The sequence below is a fragment of the SAR324 cluster bacterium genome, from assembly GCA_015232315.1.
Taxonomy (GTDB): domain Bacteria; phylum SAR324; class SAR324; order SAR324; family NAC60-12; genus JADFZZ01.
The window spans coordinates 195576-213242 of sequence record JADFZZ010000002.1; the positions used below are offsets into that span (position 1 = coordinate 195576).

A 17667-nucleotide genomic window follows, 5' to 3' on the forward strand; every position below is an offset into this window, starting at 1 on the left:
AAATCCACAAAATGTTGCGATCATAGAGGAATCGTTTTAATTTGCAACTCCTTGTTGACATAGGCATAGGACATAACGTAATTAACTTTTAGACAGTTTGGACTGACTTACCACAAAAAAAGGGAATTATGGCTACTATCATTTCATTCGCCAGTCAGAAGGGCGGCGTCGGAAAAACCACATCTGCTGTTCATTTGGCCTCGGCTCTGGCAATCGGAGGATATCGTGTGCTTCTGGTGGATCTTGATCCGCAGGGGTCTGTGAAATCGTTGCTGGGGGTTCGTGCCAAAATTGATCGGGGTACTCTGGATCTGTATTGCAAGGCAGATGTTGCCTTGAAAGATCTGCTCATCCCCAGCGGTTATGAAAATCTTGATCTGATTTTGTCCAACATGGATCACCTGGTCTATGAACAGGAAGTCACGAAAGCGGCAGGAGATTATCATTATCTGAATCAATGGCTGGATGAGAACGCAAGAAGCAACTATGATTTCATCATTCTGGATGCGCCGGCATCCACCGGCCCCATAAGCATCAATGCTCTTGTCGCGTCAGACCTGATCATTGTCCCGTTGCAATGCGAGGCACTGGCGATCAAGTCTCTCAAACGATTTTTGACAGCCTTCAATGATCTGCAGAAAAACATTGCGCCCAATTTAAGAATCGCCGGTATTCTGCTCACGATGTATGACCGGAACATTCCGGTGCATCGTCTGGTCTGCAAACAGGTTTACACGGCACTGGATGATTCTGTGTTTCAAACAATCATTCCCAAATGCACTCACATTCTCGAAGCGTCCACCGTTGGAAAGGATGTGATCAACCGAACCTTGAGCTCCATTGGCGCGACAGGTTACATTCGTCTGGCCCATGAACTGCTGGACCGGTTTAATTTGCGTTAAAGAATGTCCAGTGAGTGCAAGCCGCGTTGATAGGCTTTCCGTTTGAAGGGTACAATTTTTTCCAGGACTTTGTCCGGAGTGACCCATGTGCAGGCATCGAACTCCGCGGGTTCATGATCAAACCTGATTGATTTAAGTCCCCGATTGAGTTGTACCAGAAACCATCGTTGTTTCTGGCCCTTGAAATTACTTTTATCGATGCCTTTTTCCGCCATTTTTTCAAGGACCCACTCCGGGAACTCATATTTGATCCTTTTTTGAGACACCTTGATCAGTTTGACATCATTGGTGCCGATTTCTTCTTTAAGTTCCCGGCAAAACGCTTCAATTTCTGATTCTCCATCGTCCACGCCCCCCTGAGGAAACTGCCAGCAATAATCGGTTGCGCCGATTCTACGAAACATCAGGACTTTTGTTCGGGCTTTGTTGATGATCACAATACACACATTCGAGCGATACATAAGCGTTCAATCCTACTAACTTTTGGCCATTTTGAAAAAATGTAGCGCATCTGACAACACCAGATCGCGACAGTATTTACTACCATGTGATGGTCGATTTGTTGGATTGGACATCATGCGCATTTACCCGCCGAAAATCAATGCCAAACTCTCTCATGTTTCCAGTCTGCGTTGAAAGAAAATGAGGCTGTAAATCTCACATTGATCCTTTTTGAAGAGCGAACCGCAGAACAGGGAATACTGAATTACGAAATTATTCCACCTGTGCAGGTGGTTTGAAAATGAGCCACCAAGAACGCCAAGAACACGAAAAAAAGGTTTTTTATATAAATGAAGTCCTCCGTGAAACCCTGATTTTCAAGTTTTCTGGTACATATTCCCTTTTTTACTTTGTGTTCTTCGTGTACTTCGTGGCTAAAAAAGTACCTGCACAGCTCGAAATTATTCAAACAGTGGCTGTATCAGGTGATGAATCAGGTTCCGGACAAGGAAACGTCAGCTCAAACATGGTACCTTTGCCCTCTTCGCTGAAAACGCTGATAGTTCCATGATGTTCTTTTATGATTCCATAACTGATAGACAAGCCAAGCCCGGTACCCTTTCCCACTTCTTTGGTGGTATAAAATGGATCAAAAATCCGATTTTGAAAGGCCTGAGGAATACCACAACCATTATCTCTAAAACGTATGATGACCCGCCCTCCGCCCTCAGACTGAGGCAAAAACTCGGTCTGGATGGTCACTTCGCCCTGATGATTTTCCTCCAGCGCATCCCGTGCATTGCTCAACAAATTGACAAAGACCTGCTCTATTTTGGAAGCATTGCCTAAAATTTCGGGCAACGACTCCGCCAGTTCCAGTTTTACCTCAATATTGCGTTGTCGGAATTGTTCATTCAACAGGGTAAAACTACTTTTCAGCACCGTATGCAGTTTCAAGGGTTCCATAATTTCAGTGCTGTTGCGGGAAAAATCTCTCAGGTGATTGATGATTTTTCGCATATGATCGGTTTGTTCCACAAATTCAGCAAACGTTTCATAAGCCTGTTCTGGCGAGAGCGACTCGAGGCCCATCTGAATGCGCAATTGCGACATGTTACGCAAATAAGCCAAAGGCTGATTCAGTTCATGAGCGACACCGGTGGCCAATTCTCCAATCGAAGCTAATTTTGCGGACTGAATCAATTGGAGTTGCGTCTGTGCAAGTTCGGTTTCCGCTTTTTTTCGTGTGGTAATATCTCTGACGATGCACACAATTTCATCATCGCCACTCCTGACAATCCGTGCCTCATAAAAACAAAAACTATCTCCAATGGGCAACTCATATTCATAAGACTGTAATTCTAATGTTTCAAAGGCGCGCAATACAGTAGCCCATAACTTTTCTTTCATCTGAGGGGGAAACGGCATATCCACATAGCGAGTGCCGATGATCTGTTCGGGTGGGATGAAGGTTTCTCCACTGGTGTCATGAAAATCCAGAAATATACCATCTCGATTGATACGAAACATCATATCCGGCATCGCATTGAGCAAAGCCAGCAGACGTTCTTCACTTTGGCGTAGAGCCACCAGCAATTCATCTTTGAGTTTATCGAACTGGAGCTGTTTTTGATAAAGAGCATCGGTCTGTTCTTTTTCTGCGCGTAAACGTTTCTGTTCAGCATCAGCTTTTTTGAGACTTCGTTTATTTAGCCAGTAAAAACTTCCCCCCAACAACAGGATTATCAACGCGCCTTCAAGGGTGAGAAACCACCATTTCATCCAGAAGGGTTTTAAAATCCTGAAGGTAACACGTTGTTCCGCGCTTTCCTTGCGATCTTCAGCAAGTGCCTTCACATGAAAAGTATAAGTACCGGGAGCCAGATTGGTATAAACAGCCTGACTGACAGGCGTTATTTCATTCCAGCCTGAATCCAGGCCTTCAAGGTAGGATTGAAAGGATACAGCCTGTGGCAGATGGGTATAAACAGCATTGAAGGAAAAAATCAGATTTTTTTTATCATAACTCAAAGGCCGGGCCAACGAGGTGAGTGGCTGGACTTGATGATTGATCTCCAGATTCGTGATTTCGAGGATTGGAGAAACAATGGCCGGAGATGACATGTTCCAGTTGATCCGGGAAAGTCCACCATAAGTGCCGATGTAAAGAGAGTCACCCTCAATCCATTTGCTGTGAATAAACACTTCATTTCCAGCAAGTCCACGAGATTTGTCAAAATACAATTCGATGTCATTATTGGTATTGACCCGATAAACCCCGTTGGCAGTTCCCACCCATAATTTATCATCAGGCGTGACAATAACACTGTTAGCCACTTCATTCTGTAAGACAGGCAATGCCTCAAATTTTCCATCTTTCCAGCGACTGATCCCTTTTCCCGTCCCGATCAGTAAACCCCATGCCGAATGTTCTACGATATCCCACACATTATCATGGGTTAAACCGTCTTTTGATGAAAAATGAGTCCATGTTCCCTGTGAATAAACAGAAACGCCTTTTTCATGTCCGGCCCAGATATGTCCATCGGAATCCTCATGCATCACCCAAATATTATTATTCTGCAATCCTGTATTCGTATCAATTTCTAAGGTTCGTGTTCCCTCCTGAATGGAATAGATTCCTTTATTGAAAACACTGTCCCATTTTTTTCCCTGCCGATCCTGCAAGAAAAACAACGACTGATCTTCGATGTTCATGATTGGTGTTCCAGTCTGATCATAGACACCAATATCTTTCTCTGTAGAAATCCAGATTTTATTTTGGAGCACTTTCATGTAATTGACGTAGCCTAATGGCAGAAAAGACGGGATTTCTCCATGGGGTGTTATTTGGGAAACTCCCTGATCTCCACCGATTAGCAACGAGTCGTCAGCCAGTTTTATAATCGAGCTGACAATCCTTCCAGAGGGAAGTCCCCGATAATTGATAATTTCGGATGTCTGCAACATGGAAGTTCCACCATTTTGGGCCAACCAAAGGTGTTCCTCCCGATCTTCAAAGACATGAACAATAGATGGATTATGCAGGTGAGAAGCTGTCAGATGTTTTAGCGATTGGGAACTCCACAACCACACACTTTGAGTGGAATAAACCCAGATTTTGTCACCTATGCCGTGAATAACCCCGTTTAACTCCTCATTAGTGGAAAAGTCAGCCAGGAGTTCCAGTTGGTTCTGGTGGAAGCGATATAATTTTTTGGAGTCAATAACAAACAAGGTTTGATCGGACGCCCTATAGGACATAGAAACAGGCGTAAAATCAAAATTACCTTTTTTATCAAAATTTTGTTGTGTCTCATTCCATTCATAAAATCCATGAGGTGCCCGCAAAATAATTTTCCCTCTGGAGTCTCCGGTTACATTCCAGTAAGTATTGCTTGTCGTTATGCCTTCGAGCGGAAATCCTTTTTGAAAAACGCCATCTTTCAGATAGTTGACGCCCATCTCGGTTACGACCCATAAGCCATCCTGCGGGCCATTCCACAGGGCAATGATGTCGTGACCTACCCATTGTTCATTTTTGGGGTAACTGACAAATTGTTTGCCTTCCAAACGTGCCACCCCTTCTTCATAAGCCACCCAAATCTGTTTGCTGGAATCTTCCAGCACATAGCGGATAATCGAACCACCAATACCATCGTTTTCCGTAAAATTTCTGAAATGTTTTCCGTCAAATCGACTGACACCGCCATAAGTCGCCATCCACAAGTATCCCTGAGAATCCTGACAAATGTGGTACAAATCGTTTTGAGCAAGGCCGTCATCGCTCGTATATAGCCGCATGGGATAAGTTTGCGCGACGATCAGTTTCGGCAACAACCAAAAAATGATCATGCCGCACAGAAAGATTCTTTTTGCAAATAGTTTCTGTATTGGCATACATCATTGCTCCCAAGAATTTGACTGGAATCTGTTTGTGAAATCTGAACAGTCCGCACAGGTTGCAGCCATCCAGAACATCAATAGAATTTGACTGGAATCTGTTTGTGAAATCTGAACAGTCCGCACAGGTTGCAGCCATCCAGAACATCAATGTGGCACGGCAGGATTATCGAGAAGGATCCGTTTCAGTGGCCCTGGTCCCAATGTCATCAACTTAAGCATTCTGAATGGTGCTGAGTATTAATTCCCCCTTGGTTTAAGGGGGATAGGGGGATGTAATTCTGAGTGTTAAATCCCCCATGCCCCCTTTGTAAAGGGGGATTATCCAGCGAAGAATTTCTAAGTTGACGACATTGGCCCTGGTCCAAGGAGTTGCATACTATCCCTGATAAATAAAAATCCAAAGAGGACATTCTATAAAGCCATTGATTTTTGCCAGATTCCCAGCATTTTATGGACCATGTCTTCGGGGGCATTCAACCTGTTTGCCGCAGCACTGACCAGTTTCAGTTCAGGTTCATCCACATGTCCGTCAGCACCCGCGATGGCCATCAGGTATTCCAGAATTTTAAAAACATGATCCTGTTCAAAAGTGACTTCAGGCAACAGCGACCAGAAGTCCTGTTCGGTCGATTCACTATCTCTGATAGAGGCGATCATATGTACCGGATTCTCTACCATTTTGTAAATATCCTGAAGATATACGATTTCATTGTTATCAATCCGTTCATCCGCACCAATCAGTTTAAGGGTGACACCGGCGATCCAGTATCGCTGATCAACAGTAAAATGTGGAATGAGCTTATCCAGATTCTGGGGTTTGACACTGGCCACAGCCAATTTGATCAAATGGTGTGATGCGTCTTCATCCATTTCCAGAATCTGACAAACGGATTTGACAAACTCAATTTCTGTTTTGTGAAAATCCTTGTCGCATACACAAATTTCCAGCAGACAACTGACCAGATCCTGCTGGATTTCCGGATCAAAACGGCACGGTGGCGCTGGAAGCTCCAGAATTCCTTTTATGGCATCATTCATGGCTTTGCCCAGAATATCCTGGGGAGACATTGTGATTCCGGTGATTGCAGGATCAAACAGTGCCTGAAGATATTTCTTTTCACGGTTGGCGATGATTTTGTCAGCCGTGATCACCCGGCTGATGATTTGAGCCACCCATTCTTTTCCCTGTGGCCCATAATCATGAAGTTTCGCAAAAAGATTTTTAATGTTTTCTACAGGCATATAATTCCATCCCAATATTTCTGATATTTCATAAGCATCTCATGTCATACAATGATCAGAGCAGATCCATTTTTCTGGCAACACCTGTTTCTATTGCGGCCTGAATGACTGCTTTGGCAACTCGTGGAACAACAGTCTCATCAAATGTACTGGGAATAATATATTCTGGTATCAACTGTGATGCCTGAACACCTTCCGCAATCGCCATGGCCGCGGCCATTTTCATTTCCTCATTGATGGTGGTGGCCAGACAATCCAGAGCGCCTCTGAAAATTCCGGGAAAGCACAGTACATTATTGATCTGATTTGGATAATCACTTCGTCCTGTTGCCATCACGGCTACCAGTCCATAAGTTTTTTCCGGCATGATTTCAGGGGTGGGGTTGGCCATCGCAAATACAATGGGATCTTTATTCATCGCCTTCAGATCGTTTTCGTCAAGCAAACCGGGGGAGGAAAGCCCCAGAAACAGGTCTGCGCCAGACATCATTTCTTTCAGGGTTCCTTTTTTCCTGTCAGGATTGGTGTTTTCCGCAAACCATTCTTTGGCGGCATTCATACCGCTTCGTCCCGGATACAAAGCGCCCTGACGATCACAGCCGATAATGTTTCGGACGCCCAACTGCATCAGCATTTTGGAGCAGGCCGTTCCCGCGGCACCAACACCAGACACAACTACTTTCATATCCTGAGGTTTCTTGTTCACCAGTTTGATCGCATTGATGAAGGCCGCGGTAGTCACAACCGCGGTTCCGTGCTGGTCGTCATGAAACACAGGAATATCCAGTTCTGCCTGAAGCCGTCGCTCAATTTCAAAGCAACGGGGTGCGGAGATATCCTCGAGATTGATTCCGCCAAATCCCGGAGCCAGTGCTTTCACGATACGAATAATTTCTTCCGTGTCTTTGGTATTAAGGCAAATAGGCCAGGCATTGACACCAGCGAATTTTTTAAAGAGCATCGCCTTGCCTTCCATCACAGGCAGTGCGGCTTCAGGGCCAATATCGCCCAGTCCCAGAACGGCAGTACCATCTGTCACGACAGCCACACAATTTTTCTTAATGGTTAAATCCCAGGCTTTCTTCACATCATGATGAATTGCCATGCAAACCTCGGCGACTCCCGGAGTGTAGGCCCGTGACAAATCATCGGTCGTGTTCAGCGGGATCCGGTTTTGAACCTCAATTTTACCACCTTGATGAATCAGAAATGTTCGGCCGAAGGAATCGATATATTTTACTTCGGTCACTTCTTTGACAGCATCTATCACCGTTTTGGCATGTTCTGGACTGACCACTCGCACTGAAATATCCCGAATGCTTCCATTTTTTAAACTTTCAACGATGTTCACGGTTGTGATTTCACCACCGACCTGAGCGATCGAGTTGGCCACAGCCGCCATTGCCGCAAAATTTGTATTATCGAATTTGAGTCTTAAAATCATAATTCCCCCGGATTGTTAAAATGAAAATAATGGTTCTTAAAAACGCACCTTACTCACTACGGCTTTTTCACTGCGTGGAAACCGGAAGGGAATAACATGGGTTAAAAAGATCAGTAAGAGTTTACATAGCAATAACCATCAGAGAAACACAAGGGGTACAAAACAAAAATCATTGTCCGGACTGTTGAATGATATCTACCAGTTGACGTGCGTCCTGGATCCGATAATGAGCATTTTTCCATTCCAGATCCATTTCTCCCTGATTCAGGGAAATGCGTCCTGTTTCATTGTTTTGAGGATCCTGAAACACCAGTGAATAGCCAGGCACACCATTGACAAAATCTGCCACAAGAGCAACTTTATAGCCTGTGATATAGCTGCCGATTTCACGGGTCAATGTCATGAGTCTGTCGAAATCTTCCGTTACATTTTCAAGCATGGCCTTCAGTTGCTGTTTGCTCAATTTAAGAAATTTATTTTTCCAGAATACGACAGCTTCGGCCTCCTGGGAAAAGGCAAAAGGAATACTCCCGAACTGGGCCTGAAGTTTACGCACCATATCCTCAGACACTTCAGCCGATTGTTGTGCAAGTTCCTGGAGTTCACTGTTCCAGGGGATAACCTTGATATTGGACTGGTGACTGAGAATGATTTTTCCAAGTTCCTCGGCTTCTTGTTTCTGTTTGTCACTGACCATGACTTTGGTTGGAAAACTCAGGGTATCGTTTTCAGGTTTCAACGCCAGATCAGTGCCCTTTCCGCGCAAAATTTTCTCTTCAGTGTCAGGACGCAGTAGAAATGTGAAAAACAGCAGAAGTATCAATAAAAACAACATGGACAAGATGCCAAGGATCCATTTTTTTACGTCAACTGGTTTTGACGGTTTGGGTTTTCCGGGAGTGGCTATTTTTTGCGGTTTTGGAGAATGAACGGTTTTTTTCTGAATGATAGGTTCCAGCGTGTAAAACTGCTGAAGCTGTTGAACCAACTGCATGTTTCTGCGCTGTATGATTTTAACTTTGTTCAACAACTCAAACCCTTCAGTGGCAAAATAAAGATGCCGAACACCTTCTACCAACAACGGCATGATGGCTTGCGCTTGATCGACAGGGGCTCCTGTTTGTCTTTCCAGGTGCGCATTCAGGATGACACGGGCATAACCTGCCGCATACCATTGATTACGGTTGAATACAGGGGGTTGGGGTTCAAGGAGTTCAATATCACTATTGCCGGTTTCATTAGGATCTAGCGAAGATCCACGCGTCTTTGCCTGTCTGTAGAGCTGATATTGCTGTTCATAGCTGGCCCAATCGGTTTGAAACCGTTCCCACAGGGTTTTTTGTGTGTTCATCAACCACATTTGGGCATTCAGGCAGGCGTCCAACGATTCAGTCTGTAAAGGGACATTTTTTTTTAAGAGAGACACGAGTTGTTTCAGATTTGCGATGTCACCCTTCATCTGTTGGCAACATGTTTCAAATTCAGTTCGTTCTTCTTTGATCAAGGGTTTGTTTCGATCTTCAACAATCGGGTGTACCAGAATTTGAAGGAGCAGAATATCACGAAAAATGGCGTTCAGATCCAATATATCTTTTTTAAGGGAAAACAAATGGATCTGCTGTTCCACTTTTTGCCAGGCTTCATGCGTTTCAGCCGGAGGCGTACCCTGACCTGCCAAAGTTAAAATATCCTGTAATCCGTTTGAATCCACAGGAATAATGGTAGTGGCCTCAACAGGAGGATGAGATTCTGTCATTCATTAACCTTCTTCAAAAAAAACTTGTAGAACATGAGCAACATCCTTAAAAACAAGCAAAACTGTCATCCCTCATATTTTTTAGCAACCATTGAAAAAACTTATGTCTGAAGGCTTGGAACAAAAAATAATTGCGGCATTAACTACATTGATTGAGCCAAAACTCAAATGGAATATCGTCTCGCTCAATCTGGTCCGGAAATGCTATATTCAGGACAATGAACTGTTTCTTGAAATCCATCTTGTTTCCGATGATACGGACGCAATCATGCAATTTCGTGAAGATTGCCTGAAGGTCATGAAGCCACTGGGATTTCAGAAAATCCACCTGGATGTGCGTCACATTTATGTCACCGTTGAAGGCATTTCAGCCGTAAAACAAACCATCCTGGTTGGCAGTGGCAAAGGTGGTGTCGGAAAATCAACAGTAGCGGTGAATCTGGCCGCGGCCTTGAGCCATCAGGGATTCAAGGTTGGTTTGATTGACGCGGATATCTATGGTCCGAGTCTTCCTGCCATGCTGGGTATTACCAGCAAACCCGAAGTGCTGCCTGAAGAATATCTGCTTCCTGTAGAAGCTCACAACCTGAAAGTCATGTCCATCGGCATGCTGGTTCCTCCGGCTAAAGCCATGGCCTGGAGAGGTTCCATGGCCAGCGGGACCCTGATTCAGTTTATTCAAAAAACGTTGTGGGGTAATCTGGATTATCTCATCATTGATCTGCCGCCGGGAACAGGGGATATTCAGTTGACCATTGCCCATAAAATCAAGACGCGGGGAATCGTGATGGTATCCACTCCGCAAGAGGTGGTCCTGGGAGATGTTCGCCGGGCGATAGATCTTTATCAGGAACATAAAACCCCGATCCTGGCGATCATGGAAAACATGAGTGGGATGATTTGTGAGCATTGTGGTATGGAAAACCATCCGTTTATTGCGTCCAAAGAAAACCTGAGGACAGAAGTCCCATGCTATCTGAAAATTCCATTGCATAAAATTGTCAGTCAAACCAGTGATGAGGGAATCCCCCTGGTCTTGCATGACGCAAGTCATCCGATCAGTGAGATTTTTTTTCAACTTGCTCGTCATATTGCGGAAGTCGCACCTGTTTCACGGGAAATTCTAGCCTCTTAGTCCAGTTTGTCCTGTTTCAAAAACCTGCGTATGAGTGTTCTCATATTTTACGAATGTATCGGCCATGCATATTCTTGTTGTTGATGATCAGCCTCTTATTTGTAACATTCACTCCGAACTTCTCATTGAGGGGCGCCATACAGTGGAAACCGCTGAAAACGGACAGCGTGCCCTGGAACTCTTTCAACAGGCCCTGAACTCGGACAAACCGTTTGATCTGGTCATGACAGACCAGGAAATGCCGGTTATGACAGGATTGGAACTGGCTTCTCAATTACACAAGGACTATCCGGGATTTCCTGTGATGATGGTCTCCAGTGTGGAAAACGTGGAGTTGATGATCAGTCTGATGAAACTGGGAATCAGTTTTTTTCGAAAACCTTTGAAAAAAGATGAACTGTACGCCTATCTGAAAACTGTGCAGAGTCAGATAAAACTCCAACGGGAACTGGAAACCCAGCGTGTTGAATTCGAACATGTACAGTCCCTGATGGAAGCAGAAAGTTTTACGCTGATACTGGATAATGATCCTGATGTCATTCCTCAGGTGATCAAATACATTCTGGGACGTTGTGAAAAACATCTTATCAGCGAACAAATCACATTCCGGGTTCACTTTGGCATGGAAGAAACACTGATCAACGCGATCGCTCATGGCAATCTGGAAATGGGTAGCGCTGAATTTAAAAAAGATGGTCAATTCCTGTTATGGCAACAGGAAATTCAACGGAGGCGGCATATCTCGCCCTATAATGAACGACAAATCAAAGTCCATGTCCACATACAGCGGGCACAGGATGTCAAAATCTCTGTTCAGGATGAAGGGACCGGATTTGATCATGAATCTGTGCTGTCCAAGATCACATCGGATGATATTTATCAGGCTTATGGCAGAGGATTGATCATGCTCAAGGGAATGGCCGACAGGTTGGAATATAATCGCAAGGGGAACTGTGTCTATATGACGTTTTTACCTCAGGAAGAATAGACCATGGCACCGTAACGTGCCATTTTTCTGATACGTGAGGTTCTACAGTGCAATCAACTGGTGAACCATTTGGGGTAGCGTTTCTGAACATCGGGCATGTAGGACCGACCCAGGGGGATTTGCGCGGTGTTTTTTGGACCATTTTTCAGCCACACTTCATAATCTCTTGGATTCTTCTTATCCACACACAGAACTTTTTTGGGATTGATGACATACGAGCGATGGATACGCAATAATTCTTCCGGACGAAAATTTTCTACCAGTGCGTGAATCGGGAGCCTGAGGTCCATTTCAAAATCATTCTGGGATTCAAAAAAAATCCTGCAATAGGGTGATTCCGCATAGATATATAAAATCCGGTCGATCAATAGCTCAATTTTATTCAAGGCCATCATTTGCCGCATCATCAGTCCTGAATCCACTTTTGCTTTTTCTTCAGCTTCACTCAGTGGACCGTGGTTTGCCGTATCCACATTGAATATCATGTCAATGCCCTCAATAATTTTTCTTAGAATTCGTGCATCGTCGATCGGTACCTTATTTGTCATAACAACCCCTGAATATGCGTTGGATAAATCATTTCCCAGTGCCTGGAAATCCGGACATGCGTTATCCTTTGTAAGACTTATTATTTCAAAAAACACAAGAGCAGTTTGTAAAATTATATGAAATCACCATGGACTCAAAATGCTGAAACAAGCCACCATTCCCTGGAAAAATGGAGTGATTCCGGTTCGGCCAGACTACGTTTTCAGCAATTGTATGCTGATCTTGAGTTTCCCGGGGATCTGCGTCTGGAGGCTTCGCCATGGATAACGGCTTTACAGGAACTATTTTTACGAAAACGTGTAGAGTCTGTTCATTTTTTCCAGGTGTGCCAACTGATACGCTCGACCGTGCAGGAATTTGAGACGCCTTCGGCTATGGCGTTATTGACCATGACACTGCTTTGTCGGTTGGAAATCATGAAGGGCAGCACCTGCATTCTGACCGAGGATCTGCTTGAAAAAGCTGGTGATATTTTAAGTCAGATAAAGCCGGGCGATGTTGACTACAACCCTGAATTTCTGTTGCAGATTCTATCTCCTCAATACACGCCGCTGGTTGGAATGTTTGAAGATTTCGCGCCTCTCATTCTGAGTGAGGACCAGCGTCTGGTCTATTTGCATCAGTATTACATCCATGAAAGCCACTTTCAGCGTCTTCTCAAAAAACGTCTGGACATGGAATTACAGATTCCGGACGTAGCACGAATCAAACAGGCATTGCAGGCTGTGTTTGTCGAGCATCCGGTCATGATCGGCAATCATCCGCTCAAATTATCGCCCCGGCAATTGTGTGGGGTGCTGCTGGTTCTGCAATCACCACTCACGATCATCTCAGGTGGGCCGGGAACAGGGAAAACGTCTGTGATTCTCAGTCTCTTACGGGTGCTGCATCAGTTGGGAATGGCACAGCGCATTGGTTTGGGTGCACCAACCGGCAGAGCCGCCAAACGCATGGCGGAATCGCTTCGATCCGGACTGCAAAATATCTCGTCCATGTCCGAACAAGATCATGCATTGCTGGATTTAATTCCGCAATCCCGCACCTTGCATCGTTTGCTTGGTTACCGTCCGCACTCAGGCACCTATACTTTTCATGAATACAATCCTCTGGAATATGATGTGGTGATTGTGGATGAGTCCTCAATGATTGATCTGTTTCTGATGACTCATCTCATGAAGGCCCTTCATTCCAACTTGCCTTATCAGGCTCATGTTCCCCGTTTGGTGCTCATTGGTGATAGTCAGCAACTACCTTCGGTGGGAGCAGGCGCTGTTTTGAAGGATCTAATTCCGGAAACACTGTCCATGCCGGAACTCTGTCAGCGGTTCATTAAAAACATAGCACCCGAATTGACTGAATTTCTCAGCGACAATGTCAGTAGCGTTCCTCACGCCATGAGTGGCAGAGCCATGCGTCTCACCGAAAGTTACCGTCAAAAGAGTTCTGATCCCGGAGGCCGTCATATTCTTGAAATTTCACGCAGGATTCATCCCCTCAAGACAATGGAAGACGCCCTGAGTTTGATTGAGGATACGCATCCTGAGACAGGACTTCACCTGATCAAAAACATGGACAATGAGGATCCGGTTCAGCCGGGTATTTCTTATCTGGAGCAAGCCAATACACCTGAAAAACTGCACCTGTTTGTCAGAAACTGGTTTGACCGTTTTTTTAAAGGGACTTTCATTCAGCAAACGATTCAAACCGTTTATAATCTTGACGAACTGCAACAATACGCTCTCGAATTTGAAAAAGTGTTTGAATTTTTCCAGACGTTTAAAATTTTGGCCTTCACACGTATCTCCCCCACAGGCGTAGAGTTTCTCAATCAGTCTATGAAACGGTATTTTTTCCAGTTTTTTCAACTGGGATCTCCTGATCCTCTGGCGTATTTCGCGGGCGCCCCGGTCATGGTCATGGAAAATGATTATGCGAATTCGTTGTTCAATGGAGATCAGGGGATCTTTTTGAAGTTTCACAATCCTGTGTCAGGCCAGACAGAATTGAAGGCACTTTTTCAGATTGAAGGAAAATTTCATACATTTTATGACTACCAATTAAAACAGATTCAGCTATCATACGCCATCACTGTCCATAAAAGTCAGGGGTCAGAATACAACCATGTCGCGATTGTATTACCTGTCATGGACACCGATGGAGCCTTGCAGGTGGAAGATTTGTTGAGCAAGGAACTGATTTATACGGCGATCACCAGAGCCAAACAATCTGTGCTGATTCTGGGATCACGGTCTGTTTTGGGCAAAACCTTGACACAAACCACCATCCGTTATTCCGGACTGAGCCAGGCGCTGGCATTATCGGTCATCCCCTGAATTTATTGTGTGCTGAATTATGAACCGCCAAATACGCTCCCATAAGTTATATCTCCCCCAAATATCGCTGAATTTCCTGCCTGTAGTCGGAATCCTGCTCGTTCTCTGGAGTTCCCCCTGTAGGGCACAGTTGACACCGCTCATGGTGGCCATTCAGGGAGGCGATGTGGCGAAAGCTGGTCAAATGATCACCAAAGAAACCGATATCAATCAGCAGAATGCCGATGGCGCGTCATTGTTAATGCTGGCGATTCCAACGGGAAAACTGGAACTCATCCAGTTGATTTTGGATCACAAGGCAAACATTGAAATAACAGACAACCAGGGCTTGACACCGCTCATGTGGGCTATCCGGTATGGGGATGTTGACATTGTGGATATTCTGCTGGCCAACGGTGCGAATGTGAATTCCAAAGGCAACCGGGACGAAACAGCGTTGAGCATTGCGGCGCTGGAAGGAAATTTGCCCATCATCCGCCGACTGCTCAGAAATAAGGCGAATATTGACGCGACCAACCGCAATGGCGAAACGGCGCTGATTACAGCCTGTTTTGAAGGAAACAAAGCCATCATACAAACCTTGCTGGACGCGGGAGCAAACATCAATGCTCAGAGCAAGGAAGGTTTTACTCCGCTGGCCGCCGCCGCAATGAATGGGTTTTCCAATGTGGTCGCTTTGCTGATCAAGAGTGGCGCGAAAATTGAGACCGACCAAAGTGACTTTATTCCACTGGATACTGACAGCGTTATTGAAGAACCCTGATTGTTTGCGTTAAGAAATTATAAAGCAATGTCTAAAACCGCTGGTTCCCCTACGCCAGCGTGTGGAAACTCCTGAAATCTTTTTTCCGCTTCACGAATATCACCAATGCTTCAAATCCTTTTTTGATTCACCTTTTTAATGATTACCTCATGAAAGATATCTTTGATTTTGAGAAACCCGGTTATTACGGAGAATATGGTGGAATGTTTGTTCCTGAAATTCTCAGAACCACGTTTGATGAATTAATCCTGGAGTTTGAAAAAGCCAGGAATGATCCGCAATTCTGGCCGCAATATCTGCATGTGATGCAAACCTATTCCTGTCGTCCCACACCCATTACCCCGCTTGAAAATCTTTCCCGACATCTGGGAGGAGCACAGATTTTCTGTAAACGTGAAGATCTGAATCACACCGGAGCTCATAAAGCCAATAATGTGATGGGACAAGGATTGCTGGTCCAACGCATGGGAAAACGCAGAGTCATCGCTGAAACCGGTGCCGGGCAGCATGGTGTCGCAACCGCTACCATGGCCGCACGACTGGGATTGCAGTGTACGATTTATATGGGTGCCGTGGATGTTGAACGACAGCGTCCCAATGTATTCTGGATGGAACAGCTTGGCGCGGAAGTCATTGCGGTGACAGATGGAACCGCAACCCTGAAAGATGCTATCAATGCCTGTCTGAGAGACTGGGCCGCCTCCATGGATACAACCCATTATGTCATGGGAACGGTTTGTGGCCCCCATCCCTTTCCACAAATGGTGGCCTGGTTTCAGTCCGTGATTGGTCAGGAAAGCAGAAAACAGATGCAGGTTTTGGCAGGTCGACTGCCTGACCGGATTTATGCCTGCGTCGGTGGAGGTTCCAATGCAAGTGGTATGTTTTTGCCGTTTTTACAGGATCAACACGTAGAACTGGTGGGGGTTGAAGCCGGAGGACTGGGGATTGAAACAGGACACCATGCGGCCAGACTGGCATCAGGAACTGTGGGGGTTGCACAAGGCTACAAAACCTATTTTCTCCAGAATCAGGATGGTCAGATGCAACACACCCATTCGATTGCGGCAGGTCTCGATTATATCGGGATCAGCCCCATACTCAGTTATCTGGCCGACCAGGGACGCGTCCGGTTTGAGTCTGCGACCGATAAGGAAGTAGTCGATGCGGCCCGGTTGCTGATTCGCAAGGAAGGCATCATTCCAGCGCTGGAAAGCAGTCATGGGTTGGCTGGTCTTCTCCGGGAATCACCTGGAATGAAAAAAGATGAGATCGTTCTGCTCAATCTTTCCGGAAGAGGCGATAAGGATATTTTTAACATGGCAGAAGCGTTGGGTGATGAAAACTGGAACACATTTCTTAAACAAAAGGTTGAAAAATTATGCAATTGACACCTTATATTCACGAACGACTCAAACACAAAAAAATTCTGCTGATGACCCATGCGGTGGTCGGTTATCCTTCGCTGGAAGCAAACTGGTCCATGCTCGCAAAAATGCAGGCGGCTGATGTGGATCTGGTGGAACTGCAAATGCCCTTCAGTGAACCAATGGCCGATGGCCCCCTGTTTGTCAAAGCCAATCAGGAAGCCTTGGCACAGGGTATCACGGTTGATGCCTACTTTTCATTCATGCGGGAAGTGACCCGAAAATTCAGTTTTCCTGTGCTGATGATGGGCTATTACAACACGGTTTTTGCGCTGGGACACCAGCAGTTTTGTCAACGTCTCGAAGAAAACGGAGCAAAGGGCTATATCATCGCGGATCTTCCACTTGAAGAATATGGAGATTTGTTGGATCACAGCCGGGCCTGCTCCCAAAATCCTGTTTTGTTGACGACCCCAACCAACACCGAATCCCGGTTGCATGAAATCTTCAGTCAGGGACAGGGGTTTGTCTATTGTGTCGCCCGCAAAGGTGTCACAGGCACCAGCACCCGTCTGGACCAGGATGTTCAAAATTTTATTAACCGCTGTAGAAAACATTCTGATCTGCCCCTGGCTCTGGGATTTGGACTGTCTGAACCGGAAGATATTGTCATGCTTCAGGGAAAAGTGGAAATCGGCATTGTAGGAACAGCCCTGCTTAAAACCTGGGAGCAGGAAGGAGAAGCCGGCTATGAAAAACACTTGCGCCGCCTTGCTCAAGCCCGTTTGTAATCCCTTCCCGGAAAAAGAAAAATTCAACGGAAAATGTTTGGTCTGTGCCT

General features: G+C 45.4%; 13 protein-coding genes. 7 read left to right on the forward strand and 6 right to left on the reverse strand.

Annotation, left to right across the window (positions count from 1 at the left end):
• Positions 1 to 128 precede the first annotated feature (128 nt).
• Positions 129 to 902: a ParA family protein gene (locus HQM11_02345; protein MBF0349838.1), complete on the forward strand. Its 774-nt coding sequence runs from the start codon at positions 129 to 131 to the stop codon at positions 900 to 902.
• Here the strand turns inward: HQM11_02345 and HQM11_02350 are convergent.
• The 5 genes from HQM11_02350 to HQM11_02370 all read right to left on the reverse strand — a co-directional run bounded on the left by HQM11_02350 (position 899) and on the right by HQM11_02370 (position 9691).
• Entirely contained in the window at positions 899 to 1363 is a 465-nt protein-coding gene (locus HQM11_02350) for an RNA pyrophosphohydrolase (protein ID MBF0349839.1), read from the reverse strand. The two genes, HQM11_02345 and HQM11_02350, sit on opposite strands and share 4 nt — an antisense overlap.
• Positions 1364 to 1808: 445 nt before the next feature.
• Positions 1809 to 5243 (reverse strand): PAS domain S-box protein, encoded by a 3435-nt coding sequence (locus HQM11_02355; protein ID MBF0349840.1) that lies wholly within the window; start codon positions 5241 to 5243, stop codon positions 1809 to 1811.
• Between the two features lie 417 nt (positions 5244 to 5660).
• Positions 5661 to 6491 carry a TerB family tellurite resistance protein gene (locus HQM11_02360; GenBank protein ID MBF0349841.1) on the reverse strand — a complete coding sequence of 277 codons (831 nt, stop codon included), beginning with the start codon at positions 6489 to 6491 and terminating at the stop codon, positions 5661 to 5663.
• 55 nt (positions 6492 to 6546) lie between these two features.
• Positions 6547 to 7935 carry an NAD-dependent malic enzyme gene (locus HQM11_02365; protein MBF0349842.1) on the reverse strand — a complete coding sequence of 463 codons (1389 nt, stop codon included), beginning with the start codon at positions 7933 to 7935 and terminating at the stop codon, positions 6547 to 6549.
• Between the two features lie 169 nt (positions 7936 to 8104).
• Positions 8105 to 9691 carry a hypothetical protein gene (locus HQM11_02370; protein ID MBF0349843.1) on the reverse strand — a complete coding sequence of 529 codons (1587 nt, stop codon included), beginning with the start codon at positions 9689 to 9691 and terminating at the stop codon, positions 8105 to 8107.
• A 103-nt stretch (positions 9692 to 9794) separates the two neighbouring features.
• Here HQM11_02370 and HQM11_02375 point away from each other — a divergent pair, with 103 nt between their 5' ends.
• The gene (locus tag HQM11_02375) at positions 9795 to 10826 is read left to right on the forward strand and encodes an Mrp/NBP35 family ATP-binding protein (GenBank protein MBF0349844.1); all 1032 of its coding nucleotides are present in this window, start codon (positions 9795 to 9797) and stop codon (positions 10824 to 10826) included.
• 64 nt (positions 10827 to 10890) lie between these two features.
• Positions 10891 to 11814 carry a response regulator gene (locus HQM11_02380; GenBank protein MBF0349845.1) on the forward strand — a complete coding sequence of 308 codons (924 nt, stop codon included), beginning with the start codon at positions 10891 to 10893 and terminating at the stop codon, positions 11812 to 11814.
• 53 nt (positions 11815 to 11867) lie between these two features.
• On the opposite strand, the gene HQM11_02385 is transcribed toward HQM11_02380, so the two are convergent.
• Complete coding sequence (locus HQM11_02385) at positions 11868 to 12362, reverse strand: LytTR family transcriptional regulator (protein MBF0349846.1); 495 nt, start codon at positions 12360 to 12362, stop codon at positions 11868 to 11870.
• Positions 12363 to 12479: 117 nt separating this feature from the next.
• Between HQM11_02385 and recD the strand changes: the two genes are divergently transcribed.
• From recD to HQM11_02405, 4 genes are all read left to right on the forward strand, one after another.
• Positions 12480 to 14696 carry an exodeoxyribonuclease V subunit alpha gene (gene recD, locus HQM11_02390; protein MBF0349847.1) on the forward strand — a complete coding sequence of 739 codons (2217 nt, stop codon included), beginning with the start codon at positions 12480 to 12482 and terminating at the stop codon, positions 14694 to 14696.
• A 19-nt stretch (positions 14697 to 14715) separates the two neighbouring features.
• The gene (locus tag HQM11_02395) at positions 14716 to 15459 is read left to right on the forward strand and encodes an ankyrin repeat domain-containing protein (protein ID MBF0349848.1); all 744 of its coding nucleotides are present in this window, start codon (positions 14716 to 14718) and stop codon (positions 15457 to 15459) included.
• Between the two features lie 149 nt (positions 15460 to 15608).
• Positions 15609 to 16850: a tryptophan synthase subunit beta gene (gene trpB, locus HQM11_02400; protein ID MBF0349849.1), complete on the forward strand. Its 1242-nt coding sequence runs from the start codon at positions 15609 to 15611 to the stop codon at positions 16848 to 16850.
• Positions 16841 to 17617, forward strand: a complete 777-nt coding sequence (locus HQM11_02405; protein MBF0349850.1) for a tryptophan synthase subunit alpha — start codon at positions 16841 to 16843, stop codon at positions 17615 to 17617. Before trpB ends, HQM11_02405 begins: the two co-directional genes overlap by 10 nt.
• Positions 17618 to 17667 lie beyond the last annotated feature (50 nt).